Raw genomic sequence first — 14,292 nt, forward strand, 5'->3', positions numbered from 1 at the left:
ATCGGTGGAGCTGCATGACAAAGTCATCGGGCATTATCTGAACATAAAACACTATCAATAAGTTAGAGTCATTACCCGTTAAATAGGCAATATAAATATTAATTGAATTCAAAATAAAAACAGCATAAATAATCAATAATATATAATAAACCAGCCTTACATATCCGCCACGCTGGAGGTAGGATTGAAAATGCTCTCCTGATATTCATATACATTCCCACAGTATATAAATAATATATTTCCATAAATTATTTATATAACTATTTTATCAGGGAGAAGGATCTCAATTATCAATGCTTAATTACGTCGTCGTTTTGATGACAGGAAACCGGAGCATTTCACATGGAAATTTCGTTTTCACCCAAACGTCTTGTTATTGCTGTTGCCACTGCTATTCCCTTTATGGTCAGTGCAGCAGATACCCCGTCAACTGCCACCGCGCGCGAGGGTTTTTCTGGTTACGATCACCCAAATCAATATCTGGTTAAACCAGCAACCCAAATTGCCGATAATATGATGCCGGTAATGCAGCACCCGGCGCAGGATAAAGAAACCCAGCAGAAACTGGCGGAACTTGAGAAAAAAACCGGCAAGAAACCGAACGTGGTTGTTTTCTTGCTGGACGATGTAGGCTGGATGGACGTTGGCTTTAACGGCGGCGGCGTGGCAGTAGGTAACCCAACGCCAGATATTGACGCCGTTGCCAGCCAGGGGCTGATTTTAACGTCTGCTTATTCACAACCCAGTTCTTCACCAACCCGCGCAACGATTCTCACTGGACAGTATTCCATCCACCACGGCATTTTGATGCCGCCGATGTACGGACAACCTGGCGGTCTGCAAGGGTTAACGACACTACCGCAACTGCTGCATGATCAAGGCTATGTCACCCAGGCCATCGGGAAATGGCACATGGGGGAAAACAAAGAGTCGCAGCCACAGAACGTCGGCTTTGATGATTTCCGTGGCTTCAACTCAGTGTCCGATATGTATACCGAATGGCGTGATGTTCACGTAAACCCGGAAGTCGCCCTGAGCCCGGATCGTTCTGAATACATCAAAAAACTGCCGTTCAGTAAAGATGACGTTCATGCGGTGCGCGGCGGTGAACAGGAAGCCATTGCCGACATTACGCCGAAATATATGGAAGATCTGGATCAGCGTTGGATGGAATATGGCGTTAAGTTCCTCGACAAAATGGCGAAAAGCGACAAACCTTTCTTCCTCTATTACGGTACTCGCGGCTGTCACTTTGATAACTACCCGAACGCAAAATATGCGGGAAGTTCTCCGGCGCGCACCTCTTACGGCGACTGTATGGTTGAGATGAACGATGTGTTCGCCAACCTGTATAAAGCACTGGAGAAAAACGGTCAGCTCGATAACACGCTGATTGTCTTTACCTCCGATAACGGCCCGGAAGCCGAAGTGCCGCCGCACGGTCGCACACCGTTTCGTGGCTCTAAAGGTTCGACCTGGGAAGGCGGCGTTCGCGTACCGACTTTCGTTTACTGGAAAGGGATGATCCAACCGCGTAAATCTGACGGTATTGTCGATCTGGCAGATCTCTTCCCTACCGCGCTGGATCTGGCTGGTCATCCTGGGGCGAAAGTGGCAAATTTAGTGCCGAAAACCACCTTTATCGATGGCGTGGATCAGACATCCTTCTTCCTGGGAACAAATGGTCAGTCTAACCGTAAGGCCGAGCACTACTTCCTCAACGGTAAACTCGCTGCTGTGCGTATGGATGAGTTCAAATATCATGTTCTTATTCAGCAGCCATATGCCTATACCCAGAGCGGATATCAGGGAGGATTCACCGGTACAGTAATGCAAACGGCGGGCTCTGCGGTATTTAATCTCTATACCGATCCGCAGGAAAGCGACTCCATCGGCGTGCGCCATATTCCGATGGGAGTACCGCTACAGACCGAAATGCATGCGTATATGGAGATCCTGAAAAAATATCCGCCACGCGCGCAGATTAAATCTGATTAAGCCGGCGCTATCGCTACATCGGGCCACACTGACCTTGCCGGATGCGGCGTGAACGCCTTATCCGGCAATCAACCGCAGGCGGCCTCCAAATGGCCGCTTTTTTACTTATTCACCACCATCAAATGTACCTGCATAATGTCGCTGGCCGGGCGACCGTGCGCCAGCAAATCAGCCATTGCTTTAAGATATGGCGGTAGATGGCGGAAATAACGCTGATACCCGGCACACAAATAATTCAGCCCCGGTTTGCCGCTGATATCGAGCATAAAGCGGTGTTTCGGGCAGCCTCCCCAACATGCTTTTAACACGTTACAACTGCGACACTGCGCCGGTAACTGCTTAAATTTATCTTCACCAAACGCCTGCTGCTGCGGGGAATCTACCATTTCTGCGAGGGTCTGCTGAAGCATATTCCCCAGCCGATATTGCGGATAAACAAAGTGATCGCAGGCGTAAACGTCACCGTTGTGCTCAATAATCACCGAACGTCCACAGGTTGGCTGATGATGGCAAACCGCACCCGGCGCACCGACAAAATTGGCAAACGCCCATTCGATATTCATCACGAAAATCTTGCCGACGTCGCGTTTGATCCAGTGGTCGAATATCGCCACCAGAAATTCACCAAATTCATCGGGGCGCACTGACCATTCTGTCAGTTCCCCCTGAATATCACCAGGCGCCTGTAATTTTAGCCCGTCGCTGGCAGATTTTTCATCCGCCAGCCGCTCCACTACAGGAATAAACTGGATGAACTCCACGCCCGCATCACGCAAAAAGTCATAAACCTGCAACGGTTGCAGCGCGCTGGTGCGGTTAACGCACGCCAGCACGTTATAATCAACGTGATATTTTTGCAGTAGTTTAAGTGCGCGCATCACCAGCTTATGCGTTGGTCTGCCACCTTTAGTCACGCGATATTGATTGTGGATCTCAGCCGGGCCATCCAGCGATAACCCAACAAGAAAATGATTTTCTGCCAGAAATGCACACCATTCTTCATCAAGCAGCACACCGTTAGTCTGGAAGCTGTTACTTACCTTCCTGCCAGCACCATATTTCGCCTGTAGCGCCACTGCACGACGGTAAAAATCCAGCCCGAGTAACGTTGGTTCGCCGCCCTGCCAGGTAAATGCCACTTCGTTTTGGGGTTCGCTGGCAGCGATATAGTGACGGACATACGCTTCCAGCATTTCATCGTCCATATGCGTGACAGGTTGTTCGCGGTAAAGGGATTGTTTTTCGAGATAAAAACAGTAGTCACAGTTCAGATTACAATCTGAACCGCTCGGTTTCGCCATTACGTGAAAAGCACGCGTTGGAACCTGTTGCAGCATAGTCGCTCCTTGCCTGAAGTCGTCCTTCGATGAATTTAAGGGCGAAATAATACCGTTTGGCAATAATTAACCACGGGCGTTTATTGCGAAGGGAGAGTGATGGAATGCACAGAAAACAAAAAACCCCGCCGAAGCGGGGTTCAAAATTGGTCGGCGAGAGAGGATTCGAACCTCCGACCCACTGGTCCCAAACCAGTTGCGCTACCAAGCTGCGCTACTCGCCGAAATACTGCTTTTTGAATTTTTAGTTCAATTCTTTAAAGTCGTGGTGCGAGGGGGGGGACTTGAACCCCCACGTCCGTAAGGACACTAACACCTGAAGCTAGCGCGTCTACCAATTCCGCCACCTTCGCATTGTCACAACTTCTAATAATGGGGTGGCTAATGGGATTCGAACCCACGACAACTGGAATCACAATCCAGGGCTCTACCAACTGAGCTATAGCCACCACTACAAATCTTGTTACGCGGTATTACTACCACCGCAGCTCAAGCGCCGGGACTAAATGGCGCGCCCGACAGGATTCGAACCTGAGACCTCTGCCTCCGGAGGGCAGCGCTCTATCCAGCTGAGCTACGGGCGCTTAGCGCCGTTGCGGGGGTGGATAATACGGACTTCGCACCCCTCTGTCTAGTCCCTTTTTAAATAAAATGCGCGTTTGGTTACGGTTTGTGCATTTTGCTGCTTATTCCTCCAGTTTATGCGCTTTACCGTGGCGATTAAGCCCAAAAACTTTATAAATCGCCGTCACCGCCAGCATAAAGATGATGCCAACAAACAGCGACATACGCGTATCTTCATTAAAGTACATGCCGATCAAAACGCAAATCAGGAATGCCATTGTTACGTAGTTGGCCCACGGGAACAGAATGGAGCGGAACGGATGGCTGGCAATCGCCGCTTTGTGCGCACGACGAAAACGCAGTTGGCTTATCAAAATCACAAACCATGGCACCATCCCCGGAAGCACGCTGGCACTGTAGACGTAAACAAACACACGCTGTGGATTGGGGATGATGTAATTCAGGCATGAACCAATCAACAGAATGGCTATTGATACCGCCACACCCGCAACTGGTACGCCGTGACGGGAAACTTTCGCCATCGCCGCCGGTAACTGGCGGTTTTTCGCCAGCGCGTAGAGCATACGTCCGCAACTGTACATGCCGCTGTTACAGCCAGAGAGAGCCGCCGTCAGCACCACAAAGTTGATAATGCCCGCCGCTGCGGTAATGCCGATTTTGGCGAAAGTCAGTACGAATGGGCTGCCGTTGCTGCCTATTTCATTCCACGGGAAGATAGTGACGATAACGAAAATCGCGCCTACGTAGAAAATCAGGATTCGCCATAGCACTTTGCCTACGGCACTGCGCAACGTCACCTGCGGATTCTTCGCTTCACCGGCGGTGATGCCAATCAGCTCCACGCCCTGGTAGGACGCCACCACGATACACAAGGCGGTGAGGAAGCCTTTCCAGCCACCCGCAAAGAAACCGCCATGCTCTGTGAGATTGCTAAAACCAATCGACTGCCCGCCATTGCCAAAACCAAAGAAAATCACGCCCAGGCCAATGACGATCATCACAATGATTGTGGTGACTTTGATCATCGCGAACCAGAACTCGATTTCGCCATACAACCGCACCGCCGCCAGATTTGCCAGCGCCACCAGCGCCACCGCGATCAATGCTGGTATCCATTGTGCCATCTCCGGGAACCAGAACTGGACGTAGACGCCGATGGCGGTGATTTCTGAAATCCCCACAGCCATCCACATAAACCAGTAAGACCAGGCGGTGAGATAGCCAAAGAACGGGCTCATATAACGATGTGCGTAAACGGCGAAAGAACCAGTAACCGGTTCGAGGAACAACATTTCGCCCATTGAACGCATAATGAAAAAGACGAACAGCCCGGCGATGATATAGGCCAACAATACGGATGGCCCAGCCCATTTCAGGGTACTGGCGGCCCCCATAAACAGGCCGACGCCAATGGTGCCCCCCAGGGCGATGAGTTCGATATGTCGAGCTTCCAGCCCACGCTGTAGCTCTGGTTTGTTATCTGCCATAAATCCTCGTGTTGTGTTTGCATGTTTTTCCGGTGTTACCGGTTATCGTTATGGGTACATCGAGTGTTGCGAATGTTTTCGTAATTTAGAAGAAATGGCAAATGAAGCATTAAAAATTTGGATGCTTTGTGTAATAAAACGGCAGACAGGTGACGGAGTGACCACTCCGTCGCTTTACAGAGAGAGGAAAATCAGAGGTTGCCGGTGTAGTGCCAGCGTAAATAGCGCAGTAAACGAAGCTGGCGTTTAATGCGGCTTGGCTGCGAAAGCAGGCGATAGAGCCACTCCAGCCCCAGTTTTTGCCAGATTTTCGGCGCGCGTTTCACATGGCCAGTAAAGACATCATACGTCCCGCCAACGCCCATATACAGCGCATCTGGATGCACCAGACGGCAGTCGCGCATGAAGATCTCCTGCTTTGGCGATCCCATCGCAACGGTGACGATTTGCGCTCCACTGGCATGAATTCGTTCAAACAGCGCCTGACGCTGCTCGGGTTTAAAATAACCATCCTGACTGCCAACGATATTCACATTCCACTGGTTGCGCAGTTTAGCTTCGGTCTGCGCCAGCACTTCAGGTTTACCGCCAACAAGAAATACTGGCGTCCCTTCTTTGCCTGCGCGCGCCATCAGCTCTTCCCAGAGATCGGCCCCGGCAACACGGGAAACCTGCGCCTGTGGGTACTTTTTACGCACTGAACGTACAACGCTGATGCCATCAGCATATTTAAATTCGGCAGCGTTAATTAACTCCCTGACCTCAGCATTATCTTCAATGGTCAGCATTTTTTCGGCATTAATGGCAACCAGCGTTCCCTGCTTAAGCTGCCCTTCAGCGAACAGATAATCGAGGGCGTGCTGCATATCACGCCAACCGATTAACTGTAAGCCACGCAGCGTATAGGTCGGTGCCGTGGTGTTGTTATTCATTGTTATCCTTCAACCTGCGTCCGGAGCGATGATTTTGTGCGTTTATGAATGAGTCCGGCGCTTTCAAAAAGCCAGTACAACAGTTTTGCGATCATCAGACATGCGCCGAAGACCACGATAAAAAAGACCACGCGTGAGACAAACGAATCCAGCCCTTCACGCGCCAGCACGATCATATTGAAGATCGCCCCGAAGCAGAAACTGTGCAATATCGCGGCCTTATAACGATTGGTTTCGCGGTTGCCCAGCTCATACAGCCAGTCGAACCATTTGATGATCAGGCCAACCACAATCGCCCCGAGCGGGATGAACAACGCGCCGCCCATAACAACCAGTGAACCAATAAGCGTAGGCGAGATCGCCAGTCCGGAGTGGTTATTCAGCACTTCCCAGGTAAAGTAGTTGGCTGAGTTCAGCACCATACTCGGGCGACCCGGCCACAGCCAGGAAGGGATAAAGACATAGAAATCGCGGACAATTGGAGCCAGGCCCTGGAAGTCGATGTTGTCGTAGTTCTGCAACAGCAACGCCAGATTCTCCCACGGCGAGAAGGTGTCGCGAGTGAGATAGAGAAACGTATAGAACGCTTCATCGCCGCTCACGTTCATTCCATAGCGTTTTAGCGCCAGCCAGAACATACCAACAATCCCCAGCACGCCTGCCGTCGCCAGCATCCACAACGAAATCCAGCCGCGAATAATGCCAATAAACAGGAAGATAGCAAATGCGATGATGATATTGGCGCGAGTACCGCCGACAATCATATAAGTCAGCAAACCAAATGCGACCGTGCTGACGAGGAAAAACAGCCACGCTTTGCTGTCCTGGCGCAGAAAATAGACCACCAGCATCGCCGGGATGAAAAAGTAAAAGAAGCGTTTTAGCGCCACGCCAGAGACTTCACTGGAGAAGATCTGGCTGTAGGAGTTAAGCCGGAACAGCAAAAAACCGTTATGCATGAAGAAGATGCCGACGCTCACCAGCGCGATGCCCATCAGGATCACCCATGTGAGATTGGTCTCCACACGGTTCATGGTAAACAGCGGGCGGCGCGGTACATCGACAACGCGTTTGCGTAGGCGGGTTTTGTAGGTGACGTAGTAAACCGCATAGAAGCAAGCAGCAGAAAGTAGCGCCTGAAGGAGAATGTCTGGCGGCGCAACGCCGACATTAAAGCGAAATACCAGCACGCTGGTCAGCGGAAAGCCAAAGAAAAAAGTGAGCAAAAACAGCAATGAAAAGAAGACATTGAAGTTAAAGCGCACGCGGCGAAACTCAAACCAGGTCAGCGTAGCAATAAACAGTGAGCAAAGCAGCCAGACAACAAACAGGCCGCTAAATTGCAACAGGCTCATGCGTCCTCCCCGCTGGCAATAGCCAACGCCCGCCGCCAGCCTTGCAGATAGTTCGGGCTAAAGAAGGCAATGTTGTTTTTATCCACCGACGCCAGCTGGCGCTGCGCTTCACGCACAATATCCTCGTTGAGATCATCAGTGGTAAACAGCACCGGTAAATGTTGTTCCGTCATATCTTGCCAGAATGGGTTTTCCCGGTTAAGTACGCAGGGAATGCCTGCCTGAATCAACAAGCACAGAGTACCAATGCCCTGCTGGCGGGCAAAAATAAAGTAGCCGAGATCGCACTGGCGAAGTAGCGCCAGATAGGCGTCAAAATCCAGTTTTTCGCTCAAAATTTGCAGATTTTCTTCGCTGAACAATTTCAGCCCCGCCTGACGAACTTCGTTGATATACACATCGTTATTGAGCGGATACCCCATCGGCACCACCACTTTTACCGTATCGCCAAACTGCTGATGAACAGCATTTAAGGCGGCAATGTGTTCATTGCTGCGATCGCCGGAGTTCCCCACCAGAATGGTCATTTTCCCTTCACGTTGCCGATCGTTCGCCATCGTATTGAGTGATGGATCCATCCGTGTCGGGAAGTAAATCAGTTCGCCCCTCACCTTAGGATGCGTTTTAGCAAAAAAGCTCAAATCACCGCGAGTAGCAAATACGCAGCCAACTCGCTTTTGTGCCAGCCGGCGGATAGGGTAAAACAGTTTGAATTTCAGCCCGCTGGAGACCTCATAGAGATCTGCCCCCCAGATATGCCAGTAAAACTGGCTGGGTTTGATACCACCACTCAGCAACGCCAGCCACAGCGTGGTGTTGAACTGACCGTGGAAGAAAAATCGCTGCTGCCGGTTAGCTTTCGCCTTTGCGATGACCGCTTCTGCCAGAGATTTTTTACCTGGGTAAAATTGCACAGAAAGTGCCGGACAGCTGTCACTTAAGCCGTCGTCCTTGCCAGCAACCATAAACTCGCGCGCGTGCTTGCTCGTTGCGGCCAGCGCGTCGTTGAAAAACCGTAAAACGGTTTGGTTATGGTGAGGGATATCCGATCCCAGTACGTGAATCAGTACAGTCATGCCCGCCTACGCCAGAGTAAAAACACGCCACAACAAAGAGAGAAATAGACGATATACGTTGCCATATAAGCCTGCGCCGCGCCCAGCGCACCATGCGCAGGGATCAACCAGTGGGCAAATACCATCAACAAAGTGAACTGGCTGACTTCCGCCAGGATATAAAACCGCAGCGACGCTTTGGCGATCACCAGGTAACCAAAGACATAAGCACCCACTTTTAACACATCGCCCACCAACTGCCAGGCAAAGAGATCTCGCATAGCGGTAAATTTATTCGATAACAGCAGCCAGATGGCAAAATCGCGCAGCAGCCAGACGGTAAAACTCGCCACCGCCACTGCTGGTAAGACGAATTTCAGCGACTTCACCACTTCCCGGGTGATATCGCGCTTTTCCGTTAGCCGCGACAACGTGGGCAGTAAATACACGCTAAAAGAGGCGGTAATGAATTGCAGGTAGGCATCGGAAATACTGCTCACCCCTTGCCAGATGCCCACTTCATCCCAGCTATACTGCGCCGCCAGCAGTTTACGCATCATGATGTAAGCAACGGGCAAGGTCACCGACGTAATCAACGCCATGAGCGTAAATTTGCTCAACTGCCCTGCCAGACCATTATCCCAGCTGGGTTTCAGATAGCTTAACGGGATTGCACCACGCTTAATTAGCATGATGACGGCAGGAATCACCACCAGCGCAGGAATCAACGCCAGTCCCAGCAACGCCCCTTCATAACCGCCCAAACGGTAACTGACGTAATAGGCAATAACTCCAAGCAAGCTGCCGAGAATAAGCGACAGGGCATTACCGGCGGCATCACGAAAACCTTTCATCAGCGCCAGCAGCAGGTTGCCCCAGGCGATCCCCATCTGTACGAGTGCAACCAATCGCACCAGCCCCTGATAGTCGGTATTACCGAACAATCCCTGGCTGATTGGGGCAGCCGCCAGCACAAAAACCAGCGCCATCAGCGTAGAGAAGGCAAGCACCATCGCTGATGAAGTGCCGACCACGCGGCGTAGCTGCTGCGGATTATCATGGTACTGGGCAACGTATTTCGTTACGCCGTTAAAGATGCCCGCCCCAGCGAGCACGCCGAGCACGGTAATCAACTGGCGGAAATTTGCCGCCAGCCCCAGCCCAGCCGGACCAAATGACACCGCCAGCAACTTACCGACCAGCAACCCGGCACCAATCTTGACCAGCGTACTGGCCGCCGTCCATAAGGACGCTTTTGCCAGCGACATATCAGGAGAAGTAGTTCAACAAGGTCGCAATTACCGTGCGTTGATTGACGGGCGACAAATTGTAGAACAGCGGCAGGCGCAGCAGGCGCTCGCTCTCTTTGGTGGTGTAGCGATCTTCGCCGTGGAACTCACCAAAGCGTTCACCCGCAGGGCTTGCGTGTAGCGGAATATAATGGAACACCGCCATAATTTCCGCTTCTTTCAGGAAGTTAATCAATGCGCTCCGGTCATCATTATCCCGCAGCTTAATGTAGAACATATGCGCGTTCTGCACGCAGCCATCCGGAATCGACGGCAGTTCGATACGCCCGGCTTTCGCCAGAGGTGCTAACGCATCATAGTAGTTTTGCCACAACGCCAGACGTTGCTGGTTGATACGTTCGGCGGCTTCCAGTTGCGCCCACAGGTACGCAGCTTGCAGATCGGACATCAGATAGCTGGAACCAATATCACGCCAGGTATATTTATCGACCTGACCACGGAAGAACTGGCTGCGGTTAGTGCCTTTTTCGCGGATGATCTCGGCACGTTCAATCAACGCTTTATCGTTAATCAGCGTCGCACCACCTTCCCCGCCCGCCGTATAGTTTTTGGTTTCATGGAAGCTAAAGCAGCCAATATGACCAATGGTTCCCAGCGCACGCCCTTTGTAAGTGGACATCACGCCCTGAGCGGCATCTTCCACCACAAACAGGTTATGCTTTTTCGCCAGCGCCATAATGGTGTCCATTTCACAGGCCACACCCGCGTAATGTACCGGCACAATAACACGCGTTTTGTCGGTGATCGCCGATTCAATAAGCGTTTCGTCGATGTTCATGGTGTCCGGGCGGATATCCACAAAGACGATTTTCGCGCCACGCAGCACAAAGGCATTGGCGGTGGAGACAAAGGTGTAGCTCGGCATGATCACTTCATCGCCAGGCTGGATATCGAGCAGCAACGCCGCCATCTCCAGCGAAGCGGTGCAGGACGGCGTCAGCAGCACTTTGGCACTACCAAAACGTTGCTCCAGCCACTGCTGGCAGCGACGGGTAAAACCGCCATCGCCGCACAGTTTGCCGCTACCCATTGCCGACTGCATATAGTCGAGTTCGGTTCCTACCACCGGCGGTGCGTTAAATGGAATCATGTGATCACCTGTATAACCAGTACGCGGTGCTTTCTACATTCGCACCACTTTGTATGTATCGTTTAAGCGCGGCGGTGTTGCCCATCTGGGTCGCCACCCGCAATGTTGTTTTACCGCGAGCATACGCCCAGTTTAGTGCCGCTTGCATCAGCTGTGCACCGGAGCCACGGCCTGCCAGCAAGCCAATGCGCGCGTCAGTGGCATTCAACTCTCGTAGAGAAACATAGCCACAAATATCACCAGACGCCGAACGTAAAATCAGGCATTGATGATCAAAAGTGCCGCGTACGGCGTTTTCAATCCACTGCGCATAAAAGCGGCCACTGGCGTCAGGCGCATACCACGGCGCACGAAAACGGCTTTGCGCAAATGCCTCACTGGCTAACTGGCGTAGCACTGGAATATCTGTCTCTTGTGCCACTTCTGCGTCGCTATCACTTGCGTTGTTCACGGGCAGTACCAAATCAACTTCACCCTCAACCAGTAAGAATCCCAGTTGTTGCAAGGCGTCCAGCTCATCGGTATTTGATGCGGCAATTTTGGCCTGCACCCGTGACCACGGCGCTAAGGCGTCTGACGTCAGGAGTGGCGCGTCAGGACTAATACGCACAATGGCGCTGTTGACACCAAAGAAGGTGTTTTCCCAGGTTAGTGGTTCAATTCTGGCGCGAATGGGCATTGTGTGACTCCCTCAAAACAGTCATTCACTGTAATCAGCGCCAGACCCCTTTGGTATCTACGACATACTGCTGTTTAACATGTTCGCCGCTGATGGCTTTGAACTGACTGTGATCGACCAGCATCACCAGTACATCTGCCGTTTCCAGTGCGTCGTCAAGCTGCGCCAGAGTGCAAAGTCCGATCAGTTTTTTCGGCAACTGGTGAATATTCGGTTCAACAACCTGCGTTTCACCGCTGTGCCATTGCGCGATCAGTTCAGCGATTTCCATTGCCGGACTTTCGCGCAGATCATCAATATTCGGTTTAAACGCCAGACCAAAGCAGGCAATTTTCAGCTCGCTGGCGCGTTTATCCGTAGTGGACAGGCAGTCGGCAACCGCCGCTTTGACCTGATCGATAACCCAGAAAGGTTTGTTGTCGTTCACTTCGCGTGCGGTACGGATAAGCCGCGCCTGCTGCGGGTTCTGCGCCACGATAAACCACGGATCAACAGCGATACAGTGACCGCCCACGCCAGGCCCAGGCTGAAGAATATTGACTCGTGGATGGCGATTCGCCAGGCGAACCAGTTCCCAGACGTTAATCCCCTGATCGGCACAAATTAGCGACAGTTCGTTAGCAAAAGCAATATTCACATCGCGGAAGCTGTTTTCAGTCAGCTTACACATTTCCGCCGTCCGCGAGTTAGTGACGACACACTCTCCTTCGAGGAAAATTTTGTACAGTTCGCTGGCGCGCGCAGAACAAACCGGCGTCATACCGCCAATCACACGGTCATTTTTAATCAACTCGACCATCACCTGCCCCGGCAACACACGTTCAGGGCAGTAGGCAATATTCACGTCAGCCTGCTCGCCCACTTGCTGCGGGAAAGTCAGATCTGGACGCATCTCTGCTAACCATTCTGCCATCTTCTCGGTTGCCCCCACCGGCGAGGTGGACTCAAGGATCACCAGCGCGCCTTTTTTCAGCACTGGTGCAATGGAGCGAGCAGCCGATTCAACGTAGGTCATATCTGGCTCATGATTGCCTTTAAACGGCGTGGGTACAGCAATCAACCAGGCATCCGCCTCAACCGGCGTCGTGCTCGCTCGTAAAAATCCACCTTCTACGGCAGTTTTTACCACGCTCGCCAAATCAGGCTCGACGATATGGATTTCGCCACGATTGATGGTATCAACCGCTTGTTGGTTGATATCGACACCAATCACCTGTTTTTGCCGGGAGGCAAACGCTGCCGCCGTCGGCAGCCCAATGTAACCCAGTCCAATGACAGAAATGGTCGCAAAACTCATAGTGATATCCGATTATTTTTTAACGCTTCCAAAATGCGAGAGCATGCCTGACCATCACCATACGGGTTATGGGCGCGGCTCATAGTTTGATATTCGTTTTCGTCTTTTAAAAGACGCGTCACTTCCTCGACAATTCGCTGCTTATCCGTGCCTACCAGACGCACCGTACCCGCCGTCACTGCTTCCGGACGTTCAGTGGTATCGCGCATCACCAGCACCGGTTTACCCAGTGAAGGCGCTTCTTCCTGAATACCGCCAGAGTCAGTCAAAATCAACCAGGCGTGGTTCATCAGCCAGACAAACGGTAAATATTCCTGGGGATCGATCAGAATGACATTTTTCACATGCCCCAGAATGCGGTTTACCGGTTCTCTGACGTTCGGGTTGAGATGTACCGGATAGACAATCTGGATGTCCTGATGAGTGGTGGCGATTTCTGCCAGTGCGTGGCAAATTTCTTCAAAGCCACGACCGAAGCTCTCACGTCTGTGACCGGTCACCAGAATCATCTTCTTATCGGGGTCGATAAACGGGTAATTTGCCGCCAGTTCAGAACGCAGCGTATCGCTGCTCATCACCTGGTCGCGCACCCACAGCAAGGCGTCGATAACGGTATTGCCGGTAATAAAGATTCGGCTGTCAGCAACGTTTTCACGCAGCAGGTTTTGCCGGGAAGTTTCAGTTGGCGAGAAATGGTACATCGCCAGATGACCGGTCAGTGTGCGGTTAGCCTCTTCCGGCCACGGTGAATAGAGATCACCAGTACGCAGTCCAGCCTCTACGTGACCAACAGGAATACGCTGATAAAACGCTGCCAGGCTGGTTGCCAGTGTGGTAGTGGTATCACCGTGAACCAGCACGACGTCAGGTTTAAACTCGGCAAGAATAGGTTTTAGCCCTTCCAGAATCCGACAGGTTATCTCTGTCAGACCCTGCCCTGGCTGCATTATGTTGAGATCGTAGTCAGGTACAATGGAAAAGAGTTTCAGCACCTGATCGAGCATCTCCCGATGCTGCGCAGTGACGCAAACTTTAGCCTCAAAAAAAGGATCTTTTGCCAACGCATGCACCAGCGGTGCCATCTTGATGGCTTCCGGGCGCGTACCAAATACAGTCAGTACTTTCACATCGATTCTCTTTGAATAAGCGGCGAGCGCCTTTGCGCTC

The 14,292-nt window shown here is 51.7% G+C and carries 12 protein-coding genes and 4 tRNA genes; 2 read left to right on the top strand and 14 right to left on the bottom strand.

Features of this window, described 5'->3' with window-relative positions; translation table 11 throughout:
• Both FC814_RS23570 and aslA read left to right on the top strand, forming a co-directional pair.
• Window positions 1-61, top strand: a 61-nt coding sequence (locus FC814_RS23570) for an IS1 family transposase (protein WP_071528444.1), incomplete at its 5' end; no start/stop codon positions are given.
• 281 nt (window positions 62-342) lie between these two features.
• On the top strand, window positions 343-1,998 hold the full coding sequence (gene aslA / locus FC814_RS16770; RefSeq protein WP_000406040.1) for an arylsulfatase AslA: 1,656 nt from the start codon (window positions 343-345) through the stop codon (window positions 1,996-1,998).
• A 101-nt stretch (window positions 1,999-2,099) separates the two neighbouring features.
• On the opposite strand, the gene FC814_RS16775 is transcribed toward aslA, so the two are convergent.
• From FC814_RS16775 to wecB, 14 genes are all read right to left on the bottom strand, one after another.
• Complete coding sequence (locus tag FC814_RS16775) at window positions 2,100-3,335, bottom strand: anaerobic sulfatase maturase (RefSeq protein ID WP_137326206.1); 1,236 nt, start codon at window positions 3,333-3,335, stop codon at window positions 2,100-2,102.
• A 147-nt stretch (window positions 3,336-3,482) separates the two neighbouring features.
• Window positions 3,483-3,559, bottom strand: a tRNA-Pro gene (locus FC814_RS16780).
• 42 nt (window positions 3,560-3,601) lie between these two features.
• Window positions 3,602-3,688, bottom strand: a tRNA-Leu gene (locus FC814_RS16785).
• A gap of 20 nt (window positions 3,689-3,708) precedes the next feature.
• A tRNA-His gene (locus FC814_RS16790) sits at window positions 3,709-3,784 on the bottom strand.
• Between the two features lie 58 nt (window positions 3,785-3,842).
• Window positions 3,843-3,919, bottom strand: a tRNA-Arg gene (locus FC814_RS16795).
• A 102-nt stretch (window positions 3,920-4,021) separates the two neighbouring features.
• A complete protein-coding gene (locus FC814_RS16800; RefSeq protein ID WP_000774731.1) occupies window positions 4,022-5,407 on the bottom strand; it encodes an amino acid permease in 1,386 nt (461 codons plus the stop codon).
• Window positions 5,408-5,598: 191 nt separating this feature from the next.
• The gene (wecG, locus tag FC814_RS16810) at window positions 5,599-6,339 is read right to left on the bottom strand and encodes a lipopolysaccharide N-acetylmannosaminouronosyltransferase (RefSeq protein ID WP_001064054.1); all 741 of its coding nucleotides are present in this window, start codon (window positions 6,337-6,339) and stop codon (window positions 5,599-5,601) included.
• Window positions 6,340-6,341: 2 nt separating this feature from the next.
• The gene (gene wzyE / locus FC814_RS16815) at window positions 6,342-7,694 is read right to left on the bottom strand and encodes an ECA oligosaccharide polymerase (protein ID WP_137326207.1); all 1,353 of its coding nucleotides are present in this window, start codon (window positions 7,692-7,694) and stop codon (window positions 6,342-6,344) included.
• The gene (gene rffT, locus FC814_RS16820; protein ID WP_137326208.1) at window positions 7,691-8,770 is read right to left on the bottom strand and encodes a TDP-N-acetylfucosamine:lipid II N-acetylfucosaminyltransferase; all 1,080 of its coding nucleotides are present in this window, start codon (window positions 8,768-8,770) and stop codon (window positions 7,691-7,693) included. Before rffT ends, wzyE begins: the two co-directional genes overlap by 4 nt.
• On the bottom strand, window positions 8,767-10,017 hold the full coding sequence (wzxE, locus tag FC814_RS16825; RefSeq protein WP_000050237.1) for a lipid III flippase WzxE: 1,251 nt from the start codon (window positions 10,015-10,017) through the stop codon (window positions 8,767-8,769). The genes rffT and wzxE overlap by 4 nt, the downstream gene beginning before the upstream one ends.
• Window position 10,018: 1 nt before the next feature.
• The gene (gene rffA / locus FC814_RS16830) at window positions 10,019-11,149 is read right to left on the bottom strand and encodes a dTDP-4-amino-4,6-dideoxygalactose transaminase (RefSeq protein ID WP_000612031.1); all 1,131 of its coding nucleotides are present in this window, start codon (window positions 11,147-11,149) and stop codon (window positions 10,019-10,021) included.
• 4 nt (window positions 11,150-11,153) lie between these two features.
• Entirely contained in the window at window positions 11,154-11,828 is a 675-nt protein-coding gene (rffC, locus tag FC814_RS16835) for a dTDP-4-amino-4,6-dideoxy-D-galactose acyltransferase (RefSeq protein ID WP_137326209.1), read from the bottom strand.
• Between the two features lie 34 nt (window positions 11,829-11,862).
• On the bottom strand, window positions 11,863-13,125 hold the full coding sequence (gene wecC / locus FC814_RS16840) for a UDP-N-acetyl-D-mannosamine dehydrogenase (protein ID WP_137326210.1): 1,263 nt from the start codon (window positions 13,123-13,125) through the stop codon (window positions 11,863-11,865).
• Entirely contained in the window at window positions 13,122-14,252 is a 1,131-nt protein-coding gene (gene wecB, locus FC814_RS16845; RefSeq protein ID WP_085461496.1) for a non-hydrolyzing UDP-N-acetylglucosamine 2-epimerase, read from the bottom strand. Before wecB ends, wecC begins: the two co-directional genes overlap by 4 nt.
• Window positions 14,253-14,292 lie beyond the last annotated feature (40 nt).

This window comes from Escherichia sp. MR (genome assembly GCF_005280595.1).
In the GTDB taxonomy this organism is placed as follows: domain Bacteria; phylum Pseudomonadota; class Gammaproteobacteria; order Enterobacterales; family Enterobacteriaceae; genus Escherichia; species Escherichia ruysiae.

Excerpts from the sequence above, each read along its gene's own strand:
- FC814_RS16800 (WP_000774731.1), bottom strand. The coding sequence starts at position 5,407 with ATGGCAGATAACAAACCAGAGCTACAGCGTGGGCTGGAAGCTCGACAT.
- rffT (WP_137326208.1), bottom strand. The coding sequence starts at position 8,770 with ATGACTGTACTGATTCACGTACTGGGATCGGATATCCCTCACCATAAC.
- rffA (WP_000612031.1), bottom strand. The coding sequence starts at position 11,149 with ATGATTCCATTTAACGCACCGCCGGTGGTAGGAACCGAACTCGACTAT.
- aslA (WP_000406040.1), top strand. The coding sequence starts at position 343 with ATGGAAATTTCGTTTTCACCCAAACGTCTTGTTATTGCTGTTGCCACT.
- wzyE (WP_137326207.1), bottom strand. The coding sequence starts at position 7,694 with ATGAGCCTGTTGCAATTTAGCGGCCTGTTTGTTGTCTGGCTGCTTTGC.
- wzxE (WP_000050237.1), bottom strand. The coding sequence starts at position 10,017 with ATGTCGCTGGCAAAAGCGTCCTTATGGACGGCGGCCAGTACGCTGGTC.
- FC814_RS16775 (WP_137326206.1), bottom strand. The coding sequence starts at position 3,335 with ATGCTGCAACAGGTTCCAACGCGTGCTTTTCACGTAATGGCGAAACCG.
- wecG (WP_001064054.1), bottom strand. The coding sequence starts at position 6,339 with ATGAATAACAACACCACGGCACCGACCTATACGCTGCGTGGCTTACAG.
- rffC (WP_137326209.1), bottom strand. The coding sequence starts at position 11,828 with ATGCCCATTCGCGCCAGAATTGAACCACTAACCTGGGAAAACACCTTC.
- wecC (WP_137326210.1), bottom strand. The coding sequence starts at position 13,125 with ATGAGTTTTGCGACCATTTCTGTCATTGGACTGGGTTACATTGGGCTG.